Annotated in this window: 26 protein-coding genes; 15 read left to right on the top strand and 11 right to left on the bottom strand. The window is 58.4% G+C overall.

Annotated features, from left to right (window positions below; genetic code table 11):
* Positions 1-20: 20 nt before the first annotated feature.
* Positions 21-281 (bottom strand): DUF2790 domain-containing protein, encoded by a 261-nt coding sequence (locus ACWHXD_RS20165; protein WP_138762907.1) that lies wholly within the window; start codon positions 279-281, stop codon positions 21-23.
* A gap of 241 nt (positions 282-522) precedes the next feature.
* Here ACWHXD_RS20165 and ACWHXD_RS20160 point away from each other — a divergent pair, with 241 nt between their 5' ends.
* Positions 523-1,143 (top strand): HAD-IA family hydrolase, encoded by a 621-nt coding sequence (locus tag ACWHXD_RS20160; RefSeq protein ID WP_414478941.1) that lies wholly within the window; start codon positions 523-525, stop codon positions 1,141-1,143.
* A 20-nt stretch (positions 1,144-1,163) separates the two neighbouring features.
* On the opposite strand, the gene ACWHXD_RS20155 is transcribed toward ACWHXD_RS20160, so the two are convergent.
* The 3 genes from ACWHXD_RS20155 to csrA form a co-directional block, all read right to left on the bottom strand.
* Complete coding sequence (locus tag ACWHXD_RS20155) at positions 1,164-1,460, bottom strand: hypothetical protein (RefSeq protein ID WP_138762905.1); 297 nt, start codon at positions 1,458-1,460, stop codon at positions 1,164-1,166.
* 93 nt (positions 1,461-1,553) lie between these two features.
* Positions 1,554-1,814 (bottom strand): hypothetical protein, encoded by a 261-nt coding sequence (locus ACWHXD_RS20150; RefSeq protein ID WP_138762904.1) that lies wholly within the window; start codon positions 1,812-1,814, stop codon positions 1,554-1,556.
* 209 nt (positions 1,815-2,023) lie between these two features.
* Positions 2,024-2,218 (bottom strand): carbon storage regulator CsrA, encoded by a 195-nt coding sequence (csrA, locus tag ACWHXD_RS20145; RefSeq protein ID WP_003192511.1) that lies wholly within the window; start codon positions 2,216-2,218, stop codon positions 2,024-2,026.
* Positions 2,219-2,481: 263 nt separating this feature from the next.
* Here csrA and ACWHXD_RS20140 point away from each other — a divergent pair, with 263 nt between their 5' ends.
* Positions 2,482-2,847, top strand: coding sequence for an SPOR domain-containing protein (locus tag ACWHXD_RS20140; protein ID WP_044275175.1), 366 nt, complete (start codon positions 2,482-2,484; stop codon positions 2,845-2,847).
* Between the two features lie 32 nt (positions 2,848-2,879).
* Here the strand turns inward: ACWHXD_RS20140 and ACWHXD_RS20135 are convergent, their stop codons facing one another.
* The 3 genes from ACWHXD_RS20135 to ACWHXD_RS20125 all read right to left on the bottom strand — a co-directional run bounded on the left by ACWHXD_RS20135 (position 2,880) and on the right by ACWHXD_RS20125 (position 5,155).
* Positions 2,880-3,569, bottom strand: coding sequence for an endonuclease (locus ACWHXD_RS20135; protein ID WP_138762903.1), 690 nt, complete (start codon positions 3,567-3,569; stop codon positions 2,880-2,882).
* 4 nt (positions 3,570-3,573) lie between these two features.
* On the bottom strand, positions 3,574-3,825 hold the full coding sequence (locus ACWHXD_RS20130; protein ID WP_032896197.1) for a DUF1654 domain-containing protein: 252 nt from the start codon (positions 3,823-3,825) through the stop codon (positions 3,574-3,576).
* A 241-nt stretch (positions 3,826-4,066) separates the two neighbouring features.
* Positions 4,067-5,155 carry an asparaginase gene (locus ACWHXD_RS20125; RefSeq protein WP_032896200.1) on the bottom strand — a complete coding sequence of 363 codons (1,089 nt, stop codon included), beginning with the start codon at positions 5,153-5,155 and terminating at the stop codon, positions 4,067-4,069.
* 565 nt (positions 5,156-5,720) lie between these two features.
* On the opposite strand from ACWHXD_RS20125, the gene ACWHXD_RS20120 reads away from it, so the two are divergent.
* The 7 genes from ACWHXD_RS20120 to ACWHXD_RS20090 are packed head-to-tail and all read left to right on the top strand — an operon-like array spanning position 5,721 to position 12,689.
* Entirely contained in the window at positions 5,721-6,680 is a 960-nt protein-coding gene (locus ACWHXD_RS20120; protein ID WP_032896202.1) for a sugar ABC transporter substrate-binding protein, read from the top strand.
* Positions 6,681-6,737: 57 nt separating this feature from the next.
* A complete protein-coding gene (locus ACWHXD_RS20115; RefSeq protein ID WP_032896204.1) occupies positions 6,738-8,291 on the top strand; it encodes a sugar ABC transporter ATP-binding protein in 1,554 nt (517 codons plus the stop codon).
* On the top strand, positions 8,288-9,265 hold the full coding sequence (locus tag ACWHXD_RS20110) for an ABC transporter permease (protein ID WP_003192502.1): 978 nt from the start codon (positions 8,288-8,290) through the stop codon (positions 9,263-9,265). Before ACWHXD_RS20115 ends, ACWHXD_RS20110 begins: the two co-directional genes overlap by 4 nt.
* Before the next feature lie 3 nt (positions 9,266-9,268).
* Positions 9,269-10,291, top strand: a complete 1,023-nt coding sequence (locus ACWHXD_RS20105; protein ID WP_003192500.1) for a LacI family DNA-binding transcriptional regulator — start codon at positions 9,269-9,271, stop codon at positions 10,289-10,291.
* Between the two features lie 23 nt (positions 10,292-10,314).
* Positions 10,315-11,232, top strand: a complete 918-nt coding sequence (gene rbsK / locus ACWHXD_RS20100; protein ID WP_138762901.1) for a ribokinase — start codon at positions 10,315-10,317, stop codon at positions 11,230-11,232.
* Positions 11,229-11,633, top strand: a complete 405-nt coding sequence (rbsD, locus tag ACWHXD_RS20095; protein ID WP_138762900.1) for a D-ribose pyranase — start codon at positions 11,229-11,231, stop codon at positions 11,631-11,633. Before rbsK ends, rbsD begins: the two co-directional genes overlap by 4 nt.
* Before the next feature lie 27 nt (positions 11,634-11,660).
* Complete coding sequence (locus ACWHXD_RS20090; RefSeq protein ID WP_032896207.1) at positions 11,661-12,689, top strand: nucleoside hydrolase; 1,029 nt, start codon at positions 11,661-11,663, stop codon at positions 12,687-12,689.
* 34 nt (positions 12,690-12,723) lie between these two features.
* Here ACWHXD_RS20090 and ACWHXD_RS20085 read toward each other — a convergent pair whose 3' ends face one another.
* Positions 12,724-12,930: a hypothetical protein gene (locus ACWHXD_RS20085; protein ID WP_032896210.1), complete on the bottom strand. Its 207-nt coding sequence runs from the start codon at positions 12,928-12,930 to the stop codon at positions 12,724-12,726.
* Between the two features lie 156 nt (positions 12,931-13,086).
* Between ACWHXD_RS20085 and ACWHXD_RS20080 the strand changes: the two genes are divergently transcribed.
* Complete coding sequence (locus ACWHXD_RS20080) at positions 13,087-13,392, top strand: hypothetical protein (protein WP_044275308.1); 306 nt, start codon at positions 13,087-13,089, stop codon at positions 13,390-13,392.
* 144 nt (positions 13,393-13,536) lie between these two features.
* A complete protein-coding gene (locus tag ACWHXD_RS20075; protein WP_003192494.1) occupies positions 13,537-13,857 on the top strand; it encodes an I78 family peptidase inhibitor in 321 nt (106 codons plus the stop codon).
* Between the two features lie 67 nt (positions 13,858-13,924).
* Here the strand turns inward: ACWHXD_RS20075 and ACWHXD_RS20070 are convergent, their stop codons facing one another.
* Genes ACWHXD_RS20070 through ACWHXD_RS20060 form a run of 3 tightly spaced genes read right to left on the bottom strand, consistent with a single transcriptional unit; the run spans position 13,925 to position 14,741 of the window.
* Positions 13,925-14,137, bottom strand: a complete 213-nt coding sequence (locus ACWHXD_RS20070; RefSeq protein WP_003234260.1) for a cold-shock protein — start codon at positions 14,135-14,137, stop codon at positions 13,925-13,927.
* A gap of 44 nt (positions 14,138-14,181) precedes the next feature.
* A complete protein-coding gene (locus tag ACWHXD_RS20065; RefSeq protein WP_138762899.1) occupies positions 14,182-14,424 on the bottom strand; it encodes a hypothetical protein in 243 nt (80 codons plus the stop codon).
* 2 nt (positions 14,425-14,426) lie between these two features.
* Complete coding sequence (locus tag ACWHXD_RS20060) at positions 14,427-14,741, bottom strand: hypothetical protein (protein WP_019820908.1); 315 nt, start codon at positions 14,739-14,741, stop codon at positions 14,427-14,429.
* A gap of 364 nt (positions 14,742-15,105) precedes the next feature.
* Here ACWHXD_RS20060 and thrS point away from each other — a divergent pair, with 364 nt between their 5' ends.
* The 4 genes from thrS to rplT are packed head-to-tail and all read left to right on the top strand — an operon-like array spanning position 15,106 to position 18,219.
* Positions 15,106-17,028 carry a threonine--tRNA ligase gene (thrS, locus tag ACWHXD_RS20055; protein ID WP_003192490.1) on the top strand — a complete coding sequence of 641 codons (1,923 nt, stop codon included), beginning with the start codon at positions 15,106-15,108 and terminating at the stop codon, positions 17,026-17,028.
* Entirely contained in the window at positions 17,028-17,579 is a 552-nt protein-coding gene (infC, locus tag ACWHXD_RS20050) for a translation initiation factor IF-3 (RefSeq protein WP_015884933.1), read from the top strand. Before thrS ends, infC begins: the two co-directional genes overlap by 1 nt.
* A gap of 59 nt (positions 17,580-17,638) precedes the next feature.
* Positions 17,639-17,833 carry a 50S ribosomal protein L35 gene (gene rpmI / locus ACWHXD_RS20045; RefSeq protein WP_002553160.1) on the top strand — a complete coding sequence of 65 codons (195 nt, stop codon included), beginning with the start codon at positions 17,639-17,641 and terminating at the stop codon, positions 17,831-17,833.
* 29 nt (positions 17,834-17,862) lie between these two features.
* Positions 17,863-18,219 carry a 50S ribosomal protein L20 gene (gene rplT, locus ACWHXD_RS20040; RefSeq protein WP_003192488.1) on the top strand — a complete coding sequence of 119 codons (357 nt, stop codon included), beginning with the start codon at positions 17,863-17,865 and terminating at the stop codon, positions 18,217-18,219.
* Positions 18,220-18,260 lie beyond the last annotated feature (41 nt).

Below are 18,260 nucleotides of genomic sequence, written 5' to 3'. Positions count from 1 at the left end.
GTTGCGCCAGTGTAGCCCGATCAATTGTCATTGGTGCAACCGGTGCCCTGGACTTGGTAATCCAGCACATGTTCGCGGTCTTGGTGGTCCAGGTAGCGCAGTTGCGCCGGCACAACCCCGCATTGGCCGTAGGTGTCGGTGCTCGACAGCACCTTGGCGACATCCAGATGGACGAAGAAGCCGGTTTTGTCATGGATCACGTTGGCAGCAGGGGCGGCGTCGGCAGCGAATACCGAGCCAGTGACGAGCAAAGCGGCGAAGCCTAAGGCGAACAGTTTCATGGTGGTGTCTCACGTTCCGGGTTGGTAGTGAGTTCACGGTAACCAGGCGACCCCAACAGCCAACCAACAGGATGATGACAAGTTCGTCATTTTTGCCTTGGCGCTGACGGGCCAGGTCTCGGCGTTTACAAGCGGCGAGGTGATCCGTAGATTGCAGGGGCCCAGCCCATGAGGAAGCCGCGCAGTGTCCAGTCCAAATCCAAGTGTATTTAGCCGCCGTTACCGCGCCTTCCTGTTTGATATGGACGGGACTCTGCTCAACTCCATTGCCGCTGCGGAGCGTGTCTGGGGTATCTGGGCTGCTCGGCATGGCTTGGATATGGAAGCGTTTCTGCACACCATTCATGGTGCCCGCGCGATTGATACGATCACCCGCCAGGCATTGCCGGGTGTCGATCCACAGATAGAAGCCCAATGGATCACCGAGGCTGAACTGCGCGATGTCGAAGGCATCGTGGCAGTTCCTGGCGCGGTGGCGTTTTTGGCCAGCCTGCCCGCCGATCAATGGGCGTTGGTCACTTCTGCGCCAAAAGCGTTGGCCGTGCGCCGGCTGCAAGCGGCGGGTATCCCCGTGCCGGCGGTACTGGTGACAGCCGAAGATGTGAAGACGGGTAAGCCCGATCCGGCCTGTTACGTGCTGGGTGCCAAGCGCCTGGGCGTGCCGGTGCAAGACTGCCTGGTGTTCGAGGACGCCACAGTGGGCATTCAGGCTGGGGAAGCGGCGGGGGCGGATATCCTGGTGGTGACCTCGACACACTTGGCGCCGATGGTGACGGCCCATGCTTGCATCGAGCAATACGGTGCGTTGAAAGCCGAGCGGGGGGCTGATGGCTTGCTGTCCCTGAGTCGGTTAGCGCCGTGACACGTGGAAGGCCGAGCCTGTTACCGGTCTCGGCCTTCCAGGCAGTCGATGGGATCGGACAACGCCTGCAGCCGGCTGTTTTTCATACCCTGACGCGACAACACCATTTCCCTGAGGATCTCGGTGGCGAGCCGGTTGATGGCTTCTGTACCGTGATAGTGCGCACGCACGATGCCGGTAACCGCGAAGTGATCGGTCCCTGGGCCGCTGAGAACGGCTGATAGCGTACCGTCGGCATGCAGTGTGCACTCAACGGTATAGCTGGGCAGGCGCGCTGCCAGTGCCGATTCGATTTGGGTTTTGCTGAGGGTGTCCATCTGTCTCTGCCCCTTTGACTGACTGCGCAAGCCCAATGATAGGTGGTGTGGCGGCGCTGTAAATACCGGTGATCCGATAACAGGCAGCAGCGCTCAGCGTGCGGCGTTCCCGCGGGCGCGATGGGCGGCGCGCTGGCGCAACTTGCGCAAGATCACCTTCTGGATGGGCTTGAGGCAGAACACAAGCAGGTAGCCGCAGAGCAGAAGCGCCAGATCCACCCAGGAATGAGTGTCGGGATCGGCCCCTTCAACTTCCATTCTCAACCCACACCCGAGTGCCACGAAGACCAGCCCTATCAGCAGGGCAAGCATCCAGGATCTTGAAACAAGGGGTTGCGACGCAGCTGGCCTCATCGACGTGTTCCTGAAATGCACTCGGATGGCAGGATAAAGTGTCAGAAATTGGGCTGCCAATAGCGCGACAAGTTCCGGATGCCCAGACAGTTTCATCTTGCAGCGAAGGGAAGACTCAAGGCGCGCTGGTCACGCGGGGGACGCGAACAGGCCAATGGGGTTTTCGCCAGCCGTTACAGTGAACGAAAAGGCTGGCTACTGGAGGCGTTTCAAGGCGTCTGGTTTTTGTCGGGTGCAGTCAGGCCGGCCTGGATACGTTGGTAAATCTCTTCGCGATGCACGGCAACATCCTTAGGGGCGTTGATGCCGATTCGTACTTGCTGGCCGCTAACGCCCAGGATGGTGATCGTAATGTCATCACCGATGTTTATGCTTTCACCAACTTTGCGGGTGAGTATAAGCATGGACTTCTCCTTGAATTACTTTTAAGGACACATGTTTCAGACAGGGCAGGTGTCGGATGTGTGTAGCTTACTGCGAAGCGCTTCCCTGTGACTGCCTCTTTTAGGACGCGTAGAGGCGACATTAATTCCCATGGCGGTATCATACAGGTCGCGATACATGATTCGCATTGTTTAAGCCAACGTTTATGACGGCCAGAATAGACAGTGAATGGTAAAGTTGCCTCTTTGATCCTCAAAGGAGCAGGGCAGTGCGTAAAGTAGCGATGGCAATTGTGGTGTTGGCGTTGGCCGGATGCGGTGAAGGTAAGTCGGTCGATACCCCCAAGGCCAAGCCTGCCGTGACCGAAAGCCTGCCGCAAGCCGGTGCGATTGCCGCCCAGGAATGGGATATCCGGGTCGGCCCGCCGGACCACAAGTTGCAGGCGATCACCGACCTGACCGCCTGGTTGCTGGAGCATGGCTTCAATTTCTATATCGTGAAAGTCGACGGCAAGGATGAGGTGCTGTTGGGGCCGTTTGCGACCAAAGCCGAGGCCGAAGCCAAGCAGGCGCTGCTAAACGAAAAAATGGCGCGGGCCAAGAAAAACGACACCGTGTCGGAGATTATCGAACACAAGGCTGCGCAGTAGCAGGCCAGGTGGGCGGGCACCCCCGCCCACGTTCAGCCGCAGGCCTTGAGGTTGACCGGGCCGACGAACTCATTACCACGCCCCATCACGCAAGCCACGGTCTGGTTGCGCTGGCGTTCCCAGGTTTGCACCGGGTAGGTCTTGTTCCAGGCTTCATACAATTGCCGGTCCTGCTTCGACAGGCGCAGGCCGTATTGCTTGCTCATATAAAAATACGTGCGCGCGATCATTCCGCGAATGGACGGGCGCGGCATGACCTTCTTCGCCTTGAAGTCCACCTGGGTCAGGCATGAGCCGTACTGCCCGCTTTGCACCGGCAGCCAGCCAAAGCTGAAGTTGTTACGGTCGCCATTCACTTCACCGATGCTCGGCACCAGGTTGTGCAGGTCGGCCTCGGCGCGCTTGAACACCTCATCATGGCGCGTGCAGTTTTTTCGCCCCCCATTTTGCCAGCATTGACGCAGATGCCCGATTTGCCAGGCCGGCACGATGTGTTCCCACTCGATGCGCGCGGCGCGGTTGGCGTTTTTGCGCGGGATGTAACCGCAGGCTTTCAAATTCACGCGGTTACCGGTGTATTTGCAGCCGCAATAGAATTCCGTGGATTGCGGCGCGTAGAGCTTCCAGGCGACTTTCTTGGCTTCGCTGAAGGTTCGAGGGGCCTGGGCGTTGGCGGTGACGGTAAAAAACAGACAGCACACAGCAATAAAACGGGCACTCATTGAATCAATCTTCCTTCGGCACAACCCAGAAAATCTGCACGCCACCGTCATCTCGATAGGCGAGGGTGACGTTGTCGTTTTCCGCAATCTCTTCCAGTAAACGTTGCCAATCGTTCTCCGGCTCATCAGGTAAACGGAAGATCAGCGCTGCCTTGGCTTTCTGCGCGTTGGTCGAATTGATGATTTTTTGCACGCGAATGGCCAGACGCTGATAGGCGTCAGGCGCTGCAGGTGCTGCGGAAGAGGGCTTTGCCACAGAGCATTCCTTAATTGGCTGTACGCACATACAGTATTTAACTGTAGGCAATTTCGCAACTGCTTAAATTTCAAGAAGTTCGTCTGACAGCGAATCAGGAAGTTTGTTAAGGGGGGCAAAGGAACTGTAGGAGCGAGCTTGCTCGCGAAAAACGTGATAGCGCCGCAGTGACTCAGGCTTTGCGCGTTATCGTTAGCGTTCTTCGCGAGCAAGCTCGCTCCTACAGGTAGATCAGCAGGGATCAGTACTCCCAGAAGATCCGTTGCAGTTCCTTGCTGTCCTGGGTCTTGGTCAGGGCGACCATCGCCAGGATGCGGGCTTTCTGCGGGTTCAGGTCAAGGGCGGCGACCCAGTCGTATTTGTCGTCTGGCTGTTCGGCGTTACGCAGAACCATGCCACCGGCGTTGACGTGGGAAGAGCGAATGATCTGCACGCCTTGTTTACGCAGTTCCACCAACGCTGGAACCACCTTGGACGATACCGACCCGTTGCCAGTGCCGGCGTGAATGATCGCTTTGGCGCCCGCTTGGGCCAGTGCCTTGTAGGCGGTGTCGCTCACGTTGCCGTAGCCGTAGGCAATTTCAACGTCAGGCAGGCTTTTGATGGTTTTGATGTCGAACTCAGAATCCATGGTGTGACGCTTGGCCGGCAGGCGGAACCAGTAGGATTTTCCTTCAACGACCATGCCCATTGGGCCCCATGGGCTCTTGAAGGCTTCGGTTTTGATGTTGATCATCTTGCTGACGTCGCGACCCGATTGGATCTCGTCGTTCATGGTCACCAGCACGCCTTTGCCGCGGGCTTCCTTGCTACCCGCGACCGCAACCGCGTTGTACAGGTTGAGCATGCCGTCTGCCGACATCGCGGTGCCTGGGCGCATGGAGCCGACCACCACGATAGGCTTGTCGGTTTTTTCTACCAGGTTCAGGAAGTAGGCGGTTTCTTCAAGAGTATCGGTACCGTGGGTGATCACGATGCCATCCACGTCCTTGTTGTCGGCCAGTTCGGCGACACGGCGACCCAGTTGCAGCAGGTTTTCGTTGTTGATGCTTTCCGACGCAATTTGCATCACTTGTTCGCCGCGAACATTGGCGATCTGGCTAAGCTCAGGAACGCCGGCGATCAGTTGTTCGATGCCGACTTTGGCCGCCTGGTAGGTGGCACTGTTGGCCGCACTGGCGCCGGCGCCAGCGATGGTACCGCCTGTGGCGAGGATGACTACGTTGGACAGTTTGGTCTTGCTTTCAACTTCCTTTGCCTGGGCGGCAACGGGGAATAGCAGCAGAAGGGCCAGGGCGCCCGGAATAACGTTCTTCAATGCAGATTTCATTATTTTTCTCTCTGGTTTTTGATGAGTGCTGTAGCAGGTTCATCTAGAACACCCGGGCGGTTCTGAACGCCGCGAGGTGCTGAGAAAGAGCAGGATTTGTACCAGGCTGAGCATGTTGGGTTTTTTAAATTAACTTATTGATTTAAAACAACTTAAAGTGAGGTTTCGGTTTGATGGGGCGGGGCGCTGTCCGGCTTTCCGAACGCGAAGGGCTGTGGTGTTCGGTTGTCCGAAAGCGTTCTCGATTTGTCCGGGCACCCTGTGTGATCATTCGCCGCACAGTCTGTCGTTTCAGAGAACGGTCAGGCAGGGCGAATTTGCTTAAACGTATCAGCGGTCAGTAGCTAAAGGGTGAGCTTGGAGGGCGCCCATGAAAGGCTTGCTGCTACCGTTGACAAATCTCGACAAGGTTCTCATAGTTTGCTCAACGCAAACGTTTGCGAGATGTTTCACTGCGCCCTTGGCACATCGTCACAACTCGTATCAGCCGCCCAGGTGGGAGGGCTGCCGGAGGGCTCTTCGGTGCAAGCGTTGCTCACAATAATCATAAGATCGGAGTGAACCCATGAAGCTGCCATTTGCTGGACGTCTTCTTGCTGTTGCTGTGCTTGCTGCCGCATCCGCCGCTTTGCCTCTCTCCTCTGCATTTGCTGATGACGCCGCTGCCAAACCCAAGGTTGGCCTGGTGATGAAGTCGCTCGCCAATGAGTTCTTCGTGACCATGCAGGACGGCGCCAAACAGTACCAGAAAGACCACGCCGCCGACTTTGACATGATCACCAACGGTATCAAGAACGAAACCGATACCGCTGCGCAGATCGATATCGTCAATCAGATGATTCTGTCCAAGGTCAATGCCATTGTCATTGCGCCCGCCGACTCCAAGGCCCTGGTCACGGTGTTGAAGAAGGCCTCCGATGCCGGTATCAAAGTCGTCAACATCGACAACCGCCTGGACCCGGATGTCCTCAAAAGCAAAAAACTCGATATCCCGTTCGTAGGCCCGGATAACCGCAAAGGCTCCAAGCTGGTGGGCGACTACCTGGCCAAGCAACTGGCCGCCGGTGACAAGGTCGGCATCATCGAGGGCGTACCCACGACCACCAACGCCCAGCAGCGCACCGCAGGCTTCAAGGATGCGATGGACGCGGCGGGCATGAAGATTGTTTCCACCCAATCCGGTAACTGGGAAATCGACCAAGGCAACAAGATCGCCGCAGCGATGCTGAGCGAAACGCCAGATATCAAGGCGCTGTTGGCCGGTAACGACAACATGGCCCTGGGCGCTGTCTCCGCCGTGCGTGCGGCAGGCAAGGCCGGCAAGGTGTTGGTGGTGGGTTACGACAACATTGATGCGATCAAACCAATGCTCAAGGACGGCCGCGTGTTGGCCACCGCTGACCAGGCCGCTGCCCAGCAAGCCGTGTTCGGTATCCAGAATGCGCTGAAGCTGGTCAAGGGTGAGAAAGTCGATGCCAAAGATGGCGTGATCGAAACCCCGGTCGAACTCGTCATCAAGCAGTAATCCTGGCAGTACCCAACAGCGCCCGCTCGTCCTGGGCGGGCGCCTGGAGATTTTCCTATGTCATCTTCCGCCCCGAACGCTGTCCTCTCGGTCAGCGGTATCGGTAAGACCTATGCCCAACCGGTTCTGTCCGACATCACCCTGACGCTCAATCGCGGGGAAGTGCTGGCGCTGACCGGTGAAAACGGCGCAGGCAAAAGTACCTTGTCGAAGATCATCGGCGGCCTGGTCACGCCCACCACCGGGCACATGCAATTCAACGGTCAGGATTACGCCCCCGCCAGCCGCACCCAGGCCGAAGCCTTGGGCGTGCGCATGGTCATGCAGGAGCTCAACCTGCTGCCGACGCTGACCGTGGCTGAAAACCTGTTCCTGGATAACCTGCCAAGCCGCTGTGGCTGGATCAGCCGCAAACAACTGCGCAAAGCCGCGATCGAAGCCATGGCCCAAGTCGGCCTGGACGCGATCGACCCGGACACGCTGGTGGGCAGCCTGGGCATTGGTCACCAGCAGATGGTCGAGATCGCCCGTAACCTGATCGGCGACTGCCATGTGCTGATCCTCGACGAGCCCACGGCGATGCTCACCGCCCGTGAAGTCGAGATGCTGTTCGAACAAATCACGCGCCTGCAGGCCCGAGGCGTGGCGATCATTTATATTTCGCACCGGCTCGAAGAGCTGGCCCGTGTCGCCCAGCGCATTGCGGTATTGCGCGACGGCAAGCTGGTCTGCGTCGAGCCGATGGCCAATTACAACAGTGAGCAGTTGGTGACCTTGATGGTCGGTCGCGAACTGGGCGAGCACATTGACCTGGGCCCGCGCACCATCGGTGGTCCGGCCTTGACGGTGACGGGCCTGACCCGTTCGGACAAGGTTCGCGATGTGTCCTTTGAAGTGCGCGCCGGTGAGATCTATGGCATTTCCGGCCTGATTGGCGCCGGCCGCACCGAATTGCTGCGCCTGATCTTCGGCGCCGACCCGGCCGACAGCGGTACCGTGGCCCTGGGTTCGCCGGCCAAGGTGGTGAGCATTCGCTCGCCGGTAGACGCGGTCGGTCACGGTATTGCCCTGATCACCGAAGACCGCAAGGGCGAGGGCCTGCTGCTGACCCAATCCATCAGCGCCAACATCGCCCTGGGCAACATGCCGGAAATTTCCGGCGGTGGCGTCGTCAACAGCCGCAACGAAACCGCTCTGGCCAAGCGCCAGATCGATGCCATGCGTATCCGCAGTTCCAGCCCCACGCAACTGGTGTCCGAGCTGTCGGGCGGTAACCAGCAAAAGGTGGTGATTGGCCGCTGGCTGGAGCGCGATTGCGCGGTGATGTTGTTCGATGAGCCCACCCGCGGCATCGACGTCGGTGCCAAGTTCGACATCTATGCCTTGCTCGGTGAACTGACCCGCCAGGGCAAGGCGCTGGTGGTGGTGTCCAGTGACCTGCGTGAGCTGATGCTGATCTGTGACCGCATCGGTGTGTTGTCCGCCGGGCGCCTGATCGAGACCTTCGAGCGTGACAGTTGGACCCAGGATGAATTGCTCGCCGCCGCCTTTGCCGGCTATCAGAAACGTGATGCGCTGCTCAACGAAGCAGCGCCTAGGAATACCCCATGAAAACAAGCATTTCCCCCGGTAAAACTGGCGGCAACTTCTATGGCCTGGGTACCTACCTGGGGCTGGCGGGTGCGTTGCTGGCGATGATTGCGCTGTTCTCGGTGCTCAGCGATCACTTCCTGTCCTATGACACCTTCAGCACCCTGGCCAACCAGATTCCAGACCTGATGGTGCTGGCGGTGGGCATGACCTTCATCCTGATCATTGGCGGCATCGACCTGTCCGTGGGCTCGGTACTGGCATTGGCGGCCTCGGCAGTCAGCGTGGCGATCCTGGGCTGGGGCTGGAGCGTGTTGCCCGCTGCTCTGCTGGGCATGGGTTGCGCGGCGTTGGCCGGCACTATCACCGGCTCCATCACGGTGGCCTGGCGCATTCCGTCATTTATCGTATCCCTCGGCGTGCTGGAGATGGCCCGCGGCGTGGCCTACCAGATGACGGGCTCGCGCACCGCTTATATCGGAGACTCGTTTGCCTGGCTGTCCAACCCGATTGCCTTCGGTATTTCCCCGTCGTTTATCATCGCGCTGCTGGTGATCATCGCGGCCCAATTGGTACTGACCCGTACGGTCTTCGGTCGTTACCTGATCGGCATCGGCACCAACGAAGAAGCGGTGCGCCTGGCGGGCATCAATCCCAAGCCTTACAAGATCCTGGTGTTCAGCCTGATGGGGCTGTTGGCCGGTGTGGCGGCGCTGTTTCAGATTTCGCGCCTGGAAGCGGCGGACCCGAATGCCGGTTCGGGCCTGGAGCTGCAAGTGATCGCTGCCGTGGTGATCGGTGGCACCAGCCTGATGGGCGGGCGTGGCTCGGTCATCAGCACGTTCTTCGGCGTGTTGATCATTTCGGTCTTGGCGGCCGGGCTGGCGCAGATCGGTGCGACGGAGCCGACTAAACGCATCATTACCGGTGCTGTGATCGTGATTGCCGTGGTCCTTGACACTTACCGCAGCCAGCGCGCCAGTCGGCGGGGCTGAACCATGGCAACGATCAAGGATGTGGCAGCGCTTGCAGGTATTTCCTACACCACCGTGTCCCATGTGGTGAACAAGACGCGCCCAGTGAGCGAGCCGGTACGCATCAAGGTCGAGGCGGCGATCAAGCAGTTGGACTACGTGCCCAGTGCCGTCGCACGCTCGCTCAAGGCCAAGACCACGGCGACCATCGGCCTGCTGGTGCCCAACAGCCTCAACCCGTATTTTGCCGAACTGGCCCGGGGTATCGAGGATTACTGCGAGCGTAATGGCTATTGCGTGATCCTTTGCAACTCGGATGACGACGCAGAGAAACAGCGCAGTTACTTGCGCGTGTTGCTGGAAAAACGCGTCGACGGCTTGATCGTGACCTCCGTGGGCGGCGATGACAGTGGCCTTGCGGCGGGCTTGAGTGCCGTGCGCACGCCCATGGTGATTGTCGACCGGGCGCTGGATGGGATTGATGTGGACCTGGTGCGCATCGATCACGAAGAGGGCGCTTACCTGGCGACCCGGCACTTATTGGAATTGGGCCACCGCGACATCGCCTGTATCGGCGGCCCGGGGCATACCCGCGTGGCGCAGATGCGCCTGGCGGGTTACCAGCGTGCATTGCGCGAGGCGGGTATCGAGGTGTTGGCCAGTCGTACCCTGGAGAGCGATTTCACCAGCACGGGCGGGTATGCCGCAGCCGTACAGTTATTATCGCAACACCCACCCAGCGCGATTTTCGCCAGCAACGATATGATTGGGTTTGGCGTGCTGCGCGCCGCCGCCGAGCGCAATGTGCGGGTGCCGGGCGAGCTGTCGGTCATCGGTTTCGATGACATTCAGATGGGGCGCTACGTCTACCCGGCGCTGACAACGGTCGGCCAGTCGATCCTGCAATTGGGTGAGACGGCCGCCGAATTATTACTGCAACGAATAGCAACACCCCAACTGCCGATCGATCAACGTATCGTGACGCCCAGTATTGTTTTGCGTGAGTCGACCGCGCCATTGGCTGATGTGTTCGCCCAATACCGCTGAACCGAATTGATGAGTACTGATGTATGCCAGCAAAAGTAGTGGTAATAGGCAGCTTGAACATGGACCTGGTCACCCGCGCCAGTCGCCTGCCGCGTGCCGGTGAAACCCTGATCGGCCAGACGTTCTCCACTGTGCCCGGTGGTAAGGGCGCCAACCAGGCCGTCGCCTCGGCACGCCTGGGCGCCAGTGTCGCAATGGTGGGGTGCATCGGTACCGACGCCTACGGCAGCCAATTGCGCGATGCGCTGCTGGTCGAAGGCATCGATTGCCAGGCAGTCAGCACGGTGGAGGGCTCCAGCGGTGTGGCGTTGATCGTGGTCGATGACAGCAGCCAGAACGCCATTGTCATTGTGGCCGGCAGCAACGGTGAGTTGACGCCTGCGTCGCTGCGAACGTGCGACGCTGTGCTGCAGACGGCAGACGTGATCATCTGCCAGCTTGAGGTGCCAATGGAGACCGTTGGGTATGCGCTCAAGCGGGCGCGCGAGCTGGGCAAGACGGTCATCCTCAATCCGGCCCCGGCAAGCGGACCGTTGCCCGCTGATTGGTATGCCTCGATCGATTATCTGATCCCCAATGAAAGCGAGGCCAGCGCCCTGAGCGGCGTGACGGTCGACTGCCTCGACAGCGCCAAGGTCGCCGCGACCGCGCTGATCCGGGCAGGTGCTGGCAAGGTCATCATCACCCTGGGTGCCCAGGGCGCGCTGTTTGCCGACGGCAAGAGCTTTGAGCACCTGGTGGCGCCGAAGGTCAAGGCGGTGGATACCACCGCTGCTGGCGATACCTTTGTCGGTGGCTTTGCCGCCGCGCTGGCCGCGGGCCAGAGCGAAGCTGAGGCGATCCGTTTTGGTCAGGTGGCGGCGGCGTTGTCGGTGACCCGTGCTGGCGCTCAGCCTTCCATTCCTACGCTGCACGACGTACAAGGTTTTGTGCCCGCATGAAAAAGACACCTTTGCTGAATATCGCCCTGTCGCGTGTGATCGCGTCCCTGGGCCACGGTGACATCCTGGTCATCGGCGATGCCGGCCTGCCCGTACCTCCTGGCGTCGAATTGATCGACCTGGCACTGACCCAGGGCATCCCGGACTTCATCAGCACCTTGCGCATCGTGCTTAGCGAAATGCAGGTGGAAAGCCATGTGCTGGCGCAAGAGATCCTGCTGAAACAACCGTCTGCGCTGACCGCGCTAAATGCGCTCACAGAGCAGGCTGCACTGGGCGAACGACGCCTGCTCAGCCATGACCAATTCAAGCAATTGAGCCGCAATGCCCGCGCCGTGGTGCGCACTGGCGAGTGCCAGCCGTACTGCAATATCGCGCTGGTGTCCGGCGTAACGTTCTAGCGTCCCCCCTATGACAAGGAGTGCTTTATGCAACGTGGTCTACCTACCCTGAAAAACCTGTTCCGGAGTGTTCTGCTTTTGTCCGCGCTCACTGCTGCAAGCGCCCAAGCGGCGGAAAAAATCGACCTGATCATCGACACCGACCCGGGTGCCGACGATGTGGTGGCCTTGCTGTTTGCCATGGCTTCGCCGCAGGAGTTGAGCATTCGTGCGCTGACCACCGTCGCCGGCAATGTGCGCCTGGACAAGACCTCGCGCAACGCGCGCCTGGCGCGTGAGTGGGCAGGGCGCGAGGACATCCCGGTGTACGCCGGTGCGCCAGCGCCGTTGTTGCGCAAACCGATCTACGCCGAGAATATCCATGGCAAGGAAGGCATCTCGGGCGTCACGGTGCATGAACCGAAAAAAGGCCTGGCCGAAGGCAATGCCGTTGACTACCTGATCAAGACCCTGAGCAGCGCCAAGCCGCACAGCATCACCATCGCCATGCTCGGCCCGCAGACCAACCTGGCACTGGCCCTGACCCAAGCGCCCGAAATCACCCAGGGCATCAAGGAAGTGGTCGTGATGGGCGGCGCGCACTTCAATGGTGGCAATATCACCCCTGTGGCTGAGTTCAACCTGTTCGCCGATCCGGTGGCGGCTGAGATCGTGCTCAAAAGCGGTGTGAAATTGACTTACCTGCCGTTGGACGTGACCCATAAAGTCCTCACCAGCGACGCCCGCCTGAAGAAGATTGCCGACCTGAACAACAACGCGAGCAAGGTGGTCAGCAGTATTCTGAATGAGTACGTCAAAGGCGATATGGAGCACTACGGCATTCCCGGTGGCCCGGTCCATGACGCTACCGTGGTGGCGTACCTGCTCAAGCCTTCGCTGTTCAGCGGTCGTGAGGCCAACATGGTGGTCGACAGCCGCGAAGGCCCGACCTTCGGCCAGACCATCGTCGATTGGTACGACGGCCTCAAGCAGCCCAAGAATGTGTTCTGGGTTGAGAATGGCGACGCCCAGGGCTTCTTCGATCTGCTGACCGAGCGCCTGGCGCGTCTGAAGTAAGGTGTTTTGCCGGGCGGCGCTCGTCGCCCGGTTCTTATTCGCGCCCTTGGGCGCCCCCGTAATCGGCCGGGTATTTCTCAAATATCTGGCCGATGAACGCTTGCGCCGCCTGGGTGCCCAGTTCCTTGACCAGCAGGTCGATACCAATGATCGCCAGTTCTTCCGGGCTTCCGGGGCTGTAGGAACTTTGCCCTTGGGGCCACTTGGCTTTGATGTCGGCTTGAAGCGTTACGGTGGTCATGGAAATCTCACGGGCTGAAAATGCGGGGCAGTGCACTGGAACGCTGTTCCAGAGGGGCGCAGTTAAGCATTTTGTACGGCATTTGGCACTGCTACTTAGGCATGACGTAGCGGCTGTGCGACACTGTCGGTCTGTTAAATGGCCGGGAAACACCGCGTGCAAATCGATTTGAGCAAGCCCGACAACCTGACGCTGGACGCCGTGCGCCAACTGCTTGGCAGCGCCAGTGACGACGAACATACCCAGCTGCGGGTGACCAAAAAAGGCGTGGCCTACATTTCGTCCGGCGTAGTCGGGGGTGCCGATATCGATGGCCTGCTGTTTCGCCTGGAGACCTGGGCCAAGGGTTCCGGCTATGTCGGCAAGGTGGCAGCCAGTGACGAAGTCTGGGTTATGCAGATTTTCAACGCGCTGAAGCAGAATTGGCCTACGCCTTCGTCGGACTACATCGACATCTACTGAATACGTTCATATCTAGTCACGATTCACCGAGCGATTGCAGGCCGGGACTCAGGCAGACTTGCCTACAGGCGGTTAACGTCTTGAAACCAATCGCTTTGACTGCTGTCGCACGATCTCTGTCCACTTTTTATCATAGGAGGCTTCATGCCTTGGAAGCTCGCATCATTCGGTACTTTGTTGGCTGCGCTCGCGTTGGCAGGTTGCAGCACCCCGGGTGCCTCTGAGCCAGGCAAAGCTGCCACCGCGACCGATGCCGGTCATAGCCGCTGTGAGTCGAAGGCTGCAGAGTTCGCCATCGGCCAGAAAGCCTCGCCTCAATTGCTGGAACAGGCCCGCACGCGTGCCGGCGCGCAGAATGCGCGCATTCTCAAGCCTAACGACATGATCACGCTGGAGTATCGCTCCGACCGCTTGAACCTGAACACCGACAACAATCTGGTGATCAACCGGGTTAACTGCGGCTGATGCGGCTTTTGCATCACCCATAAAAAACCCCGTCACATGGACGGGGTTTTTTTAGCTCAGCGGAGAATTACTCGCCGCGAACCTGTGCAGCTTGCATACCCTTTTGGCCTTTCTCAGCCACGAAGGAAACGGTTTGGCCTTCTTTCAGGCTTTTGAAACCGTCGCTTTCGATAGCTTTGAAGTGTACGAACAGGTCGTCACCGCCACCTTGAGGAGTGATGAAGCCGAAGCCTTTTTCATCGTTGAACCATTTAACGGTGCCGGTTTGGCGATTAGACATGGTGTATCTCCAAGAAACATATATTTTCAGTAGTGCTGTGCTGCTCAGGCCAACTGGGCACACAGGGCTATCATAGTCGAAATGTTCGGCTTGGGAGCCCCCCCAAGGCACTGTTTGCTAATCAATCGCTTTGCGTTTGATCCGTCTTCAGGCTGAAAGCCCCGATTTACGGGGCTTTGCGACGAAATATCAGCTGTTAAAAAAAGCCGTAAAACCTGCATAATTTGTGCGAAATGGCAGTTTTCAGGCTGTTTTTCCAGCGAAATGGCCGTCGAATCGTCAGCCATTCTTACTTTTTCTTCACCACTTTGCAGGACGAAATAGCCGCGACCGCTTTGTTTTTAAGCTCCGGGCTGGCGTTCTGGTTGGTCATCAATTCCTTGATCTCGGCAGTGCTCAATTCGGCATTGATCTTGTCAGCGCCACATTCACAGTGGGCTTTGGCAGTTTTGACGTCTACGTTCTGGCTGGCGGCGGCACTGCAGTCGTTGACGAAGGCGTCACGGGCGCCCGCTGGCCAGTTGGAAGGGGCTGCAGCCTGCGCGCCGAGGGAAAGGAGGCTCAGGGTAGCGGCGACAGCGAGGGTAGAGGTAAAACGCATCATGGGATGCTCCTTTGGGTCGAGGACGAACGGCGATTCTCAGTGGCTTTGAGGCCTCACGTACAGCTCAAGTTCACTTTCGCAGCTATAAAGCCATGAATTGCTCTTTACCCAGCGCTTGGCCGACGCGATGACCGTTCATCTGTGCTAGCATCCCTGCCTGGCTATTTCCCGGCGCGCCATTTGCCGCCTTGCCAGGTTCTTTTTGTTCACTCCAGTCACTCTGGTTCGATTATCGGTTGGCCGAAAGGCTCCTGCCGCTGTAAGGCAGGCGTTCAGCATTGAACGGCCTGGTGTTGGATCTTGTACTGGCTCATCCCAACCCACGTGACCTTTGGTAGGGGTCACCACTAGGAGAGGAGGCGCCATGCCAACTATTACTCTTCCCGACGGCAGTCAACGTTCATTCGATCATCCGGTTTCCGTAGCCGAGGTCGCCGCATCCATTGGTGCAGGCCTGGCCAAGGCCACCGTGGCCGGCAAGGTCGACGGCAAGCTGGTTGACGCCAGCGACCTGATCACCAGCGACGCCAGCCTGCAAATCATCACGCCCAAGGATCAAGAGGGGCTGGAGATCATTCGCCACTCTTGTGCGCACTTGATTGGCCATGCGGTCAAGCAACTGTACCCAACCGCCAAGATGGTGATCGGCCCGGTCATTGAAGAAGGCTTCTATTACGACATCGCCTATGAGCGTCCTTTTACTCCGGACGACCTGGCGGCCATCGAGCAGCGCATGCACGCGCTGATCGAAAAAGATTACGACGTCATCAAGAAAGTCACCCCGCGTGCCGAAGTGATCGATGTGTTTACCGCGCGTGGCGAGGACTACAAGCTGCGCCTGGTGGAAGACATGCCGGACGAGCAGGCCATGGGCCTGTACTACCACGAAGAATATGTCGACATGTGCCGCGGCCCGCACGTGCCGAACACGCGCTTTCTCAAGTCGTTCAAGCTGACCAAGCTGTCCGGTGCCTACTGGCGCGGTGATGCGAAGAACGAACAACTGCAACGGATCTACGGCACGGCCTGGGCTGACAAGAAGCAGCTGGCCGCCTATATCCAGCGCATCGAAGAAGCCGAAAAACGCGACCACCGCAAGATCGGCAAGCGCCTGAACCTGTTCCACCTTCAGGAAGAAGCGCCGGGCATGGTGTTCTGGCACCCGAATGGCTGGACCCTGTACCAGGTGCTTGAGCAGTACATGCGCAAGGTGCAGCGCGAAAACGGTTACCTGGAGATCAAGACCCCGCAAGTGGTCGATCGCAGCCTGTGGGAGAAATCCGGGCACTGGGCCAACTATGCCGACAACATGTTCACCACCCAGTCGGAAAACCGCGACTACGCCATCAAGCCGATGAACTGCCCGTGCCACGTGCAGGTCTTCAACCAGGGCCTGAAGAGCTACCGCGAGTTGCCGATGCGCCTGGCCGAGTTCGGTGCCTGCCACCGTAACGAGCCATCCGGTGCGCTGCACGGCATCATGCGCGTGCGTGGCTTCACCCAGGACGACGCCCACATCTTCTGCACCGAAGAGCAGATGCAGGCCGAGTCCGCAGCGTTCATCAAGCTGACCATGGATGTTTATCGCGATTTCGGCTTTACCGAAGTCGAAATGAAGCTGTCCACTCGTCCGGAAAAACGCGTTGGTTCCGACGAACTGTGGGACCGCGCCGAAGCGGCACTGGCGGCAGCACTCGACAGTGCGGGCCTTGCATACGATCTGCAGCCGGGTGAGGGCGCCTTCTACGGTCCCAAGATCGAGTTCTCGCTCAAAGATTGCCTTGGCCGTGTCTGGCAGTGTGGTACCCTGCAGCTCGATTTTAACCTGCCGATCCGTCTGGGAGCCGAATACGTCTCCGAAGACAACAGCCGTAAACACCCGGTTATGCTGCACCGGGCGATCCTCGGCTCGTTCGAACGGTTCGTCGGTATCCTGATCGAGCACTACGAGGGCGCGTTCCCTGCGTGGCTGGCTCCGACCCAGGCAGTGATCATGAATATCACTGATAAACAGGCAGATTTTGCCGCTGAAGTTGAAAAAACTCTCAACGAAAGCGGGTTTCGTGCCAAGTCCGACTTGAGAAATGAAAAGATCGGCTTTAAAATCCGCGAGCATACCTTGCTCAAGGTTCCCTATCTCTTGGTTATCGGAGATCGGGAAGTCGAGATGCAGACTGTCGCTGTGCGTACTCGTGAAGGTGCTGACCTGGGCTCGATGCCCGTCGCCCAGTTCGCTGAGTTCCTCGCGCAAGCGGTTTCCCGGCGTGGTCGCCCAGATTCGGAGTAATTATTATTAAGCGTGAAATGAGACAAGATAAACGAGCTGCACCGAAAGCCCCGATCAACGAGAATATCTCGGCACGCGAGGTTCGGTTAATTGGCGCTGATGGCGAGCAGATTGGCATCGTCTCGATTGATGAAGCGCTTCGTATTGCAGAAGAGTCCAAGCTGGACCTGGTGGAAATCTCCGCCGATGCAATCCCACCTGTTTGTCGGGTGATGGACTACGGCAAATCGATCTTCGAAAAGAAGAAGCAGGTTGCCGCAGCGAAGAAGAACCAGAAGCAGATTCAAGTAAAAGAAATCAAGTTTCGTCCAGGGACGGAGGAAGGGGATTACCAGGTAAAACTGCGCAACCTGGTACGTTTCCTGAGTGATGGGGACAGGGCCAAGGTATCCTTGCGATTCCGCGGCCGTGAGATGGCCCACCAGGAGCTGGGGATGGAACTCCTCAAGCGGGTTGAAGCTGACCTGCTCGAGTACGGTTCGGTCGAACAGCATCCTAAGATGGAAGGACGCCAGCTTATTATGGTCATCGCCCCGAAAAAGAAGAAGTAATCAACAGGGCACGGCAGGCCTTCTGATTATGTTTATCAACTGAATGCGGAGTACCGAACATGCCAAAGATGAAAACTAAAAGTGGTGCTGCTAAGCGGTTTCTGAAAACTGCTAACGGCATCAAGCACAAGCACGCTTTCAAGAGCCACATCCTGACCAAAATGTCGACCAAGCGTAAGCGTCAACTGCGCGGTAGCAGCTTGCTGCATCCGTCTGACGTGGCAAAAGTCGAGCGCATGCTGCGCCTTCGTTAATTTTGGTTCAAGAATAGAGGAAGTAACTCATGGCTCGTGTAAAGCGTGGCGTCATGGCCCGTAAGCGTCACAAAAAAATTCTGAAACTTGCTAAAGGCTACTACGGCGCGCGTTCACGCGTATTCCGTGTTGCCAAGCAAGCGGTAATCAAGGCAGGCCAATACGCCTACCGTGACCGTCGTCAGAAAAAACGTCAGTTCCGCGCTCTGTGGATCGCTCGTATCAACGCCGGTGCACGTGTTAACGGTCTGTCCTACAGCCGTTTCATCGCTGGCCTGAAAAAAGCGTCCATCGAAATCGACCGTAAGGTTCTGGCTGAACTGGCCGTGAACGAAAAAGCGGTGTTTGCTGCGATTGTCGAGAAAGCTAAAGCCTCCTTGGCTTAAGTACCCCCGACAGTCACCCTGGGCTACTCCTGTGGCCCAAG

The sequence above is a fragment of the Pseudomonas fjordensis genome, assembly GCF_976987115.1.
Note: the sequence above shows the minus strand (reverse complement) of the source record. Positions and strands in the feature narration are given on the sequence as shown.

Bases quoted from the DNA above. Each gene is read 5' to 3' on its own strand.
- ACWHXD_RS20090 (WP_032896207.1), top strand. From the start codon at position 11,661: ATGCAACGTGGTCTACCTACCCTGAAAAACCTGTTCCGGAGTGTTCTG.
- ACWHXD_RS20120 (WP_032896202.1), top strand. From the start codon at position 5,721: ATGAAGCTGCCATTTGCTGGACGTCTTCTTGCTGTTGCTGTGCTTGCT.
- rbsK (WP_138762901.1), top strand. From the start codon at position 10,315: ATGCCAGCAAAAGTAGTGGTAATAGGCAGCTTGAACATGGACCTGGTC.
- ACWHXD_RS20125 (WP_032896200.1), bottom strand. From the start codon at position 5,155: ATGAAATCTGCATTGAAGAACGTTATTCCGGGCGCCCTGGCCCTTCTG.
- ACWHXD_RS20060 (WP_019820908.1), bottom strand. From the start codon at position 14,741: ATGATGCGTTTTACCTCTACCCTCGCTGTCGCCGCTACCCTGAGCCTC.
- ACWHXD_RS20165 (WP_138762907.1), bottom strand. From the start codon at position 281: ATGAAACTGTTCGCCTTAGGCTTCGCCGCTTTGCTCGTCACTGGCTCG.
- ACWHXD_RS20140 (WP_044275175.1), top strand. From the start codon at position 2,482: ATGGCAATTGTGGTGTTGGCGTTGGCCGGATGCGGTGAAGGTAAGTCG.
- ACWHXD_RS20065 (WP_138762899.1), bottom strand. From the start codon at position 14,424: ATGGCTGACGATTCGACGGCCATTTCGCTGGAAAAACAGCCTGAAAAC.
- rplT (WP_003192488.1), top strand. From the start codon at position 17,863: ATGGCTCGTGTAAAGCGTGGCGTCATGGCCCGTAAGCGTCACAAAAAA.
- csrA (WP_003192511.1), bottom strand. From the start codon at position 2,218: ATGCTTATACTCACCCGCAAAGTTGGTGAAAGCATAAACATCGGTGAT.
- rpmI (WP_002553160.1), top strand. From the start codon at position 17,639: ATGCCAAAGATGAAAACTAAAAGTGGTGCTGCTAAGCGGTTTCTGAAA.
- ACWHXD_RS20070 (WP_003234260.1), bottom strand. From the start codon at position 14,137: ATGTCTAATCGCCAAACCGGCACCGTTAAATGGTTCAACGATGAAAAA.
- ACWHXD_RS20105 (WP_003192500.1), top strand. From the start codon at position 9,269: ATGGCAACGATCAAGGATGTGGCAGCGCTTGCAGGTATTTCCTACACC.
- ACWHXD_RS20085 (WP_032896210.1), bottom strand. From the start codon at position 12,930: ATGACCACCGTAACGCTTCAAGCCGACATCAAAGCCAAGTGGCCCCAA.
- ACWHXD_RS20160 (WP_414478941.1), top strand. From the start codon at position 523: ATGGACGGGACTCTGCTCAACTCCATTGCCGCTGCGGAGCGTGTCTGG.
- ACWHXD_RS20155 (WP_138762905.1), bottom strand. From the start codon at position 1,460: ATGGACACCCTCAGCAAAACCCAAATCGAATCGGCACTGGCAGCGCGC.
- ACWHXD_RS20150 (WP_138762904.1), bottom strand. From the start codon at position 1,814: ATGAGGCCAGCTGCGTCGCAACCCCTTGTTTCAAGATCCTGGATGCTT.
- ACWHXD_RS20135 (WP_138762903.1), bottom strand. From the start codon at position 3,569: ATGAGTGCCCGTTTTATTGCTGTGTGCTGTCTGTTTTTTACCGTCACC.
- rbsD (WP_138762900.1), top strand. From the start codon at position 11,229: ATGAAAAAGACACCTTTGCTGAATATCGCCCTGTCGCGTGTGATCGCG.
- ACWHXD_RS20075 (WP_003192494.1), top strand. From the start codon at position 13,537: ATGCCTTGGAAGCTCGCATCATTCGGTACTTTGTTGGCTGCGCTCGCG.
- thrS (WP_003192490.1), top strand. From the start codon at position 15,106: ATGCCAACTATTACTCTTCCCGACGGCAGTCAACGTTCATTCGATCAT.
- ACWHXD_RS20110 (WP_003192502.1), top strand. From the start codon at position 8,288: ATGAAAACAAGCATTTCCCCCGGTAAAACTGGCGGCAACTTCTATGGC.
- ACWHXD_RS20115 (WP_032896204.1), top strand. From the start codon at position 6,738: ATGTCATCTTCCGCCCCGAACGCTGTCCTCTCGGTCAGCGGTATCGGT.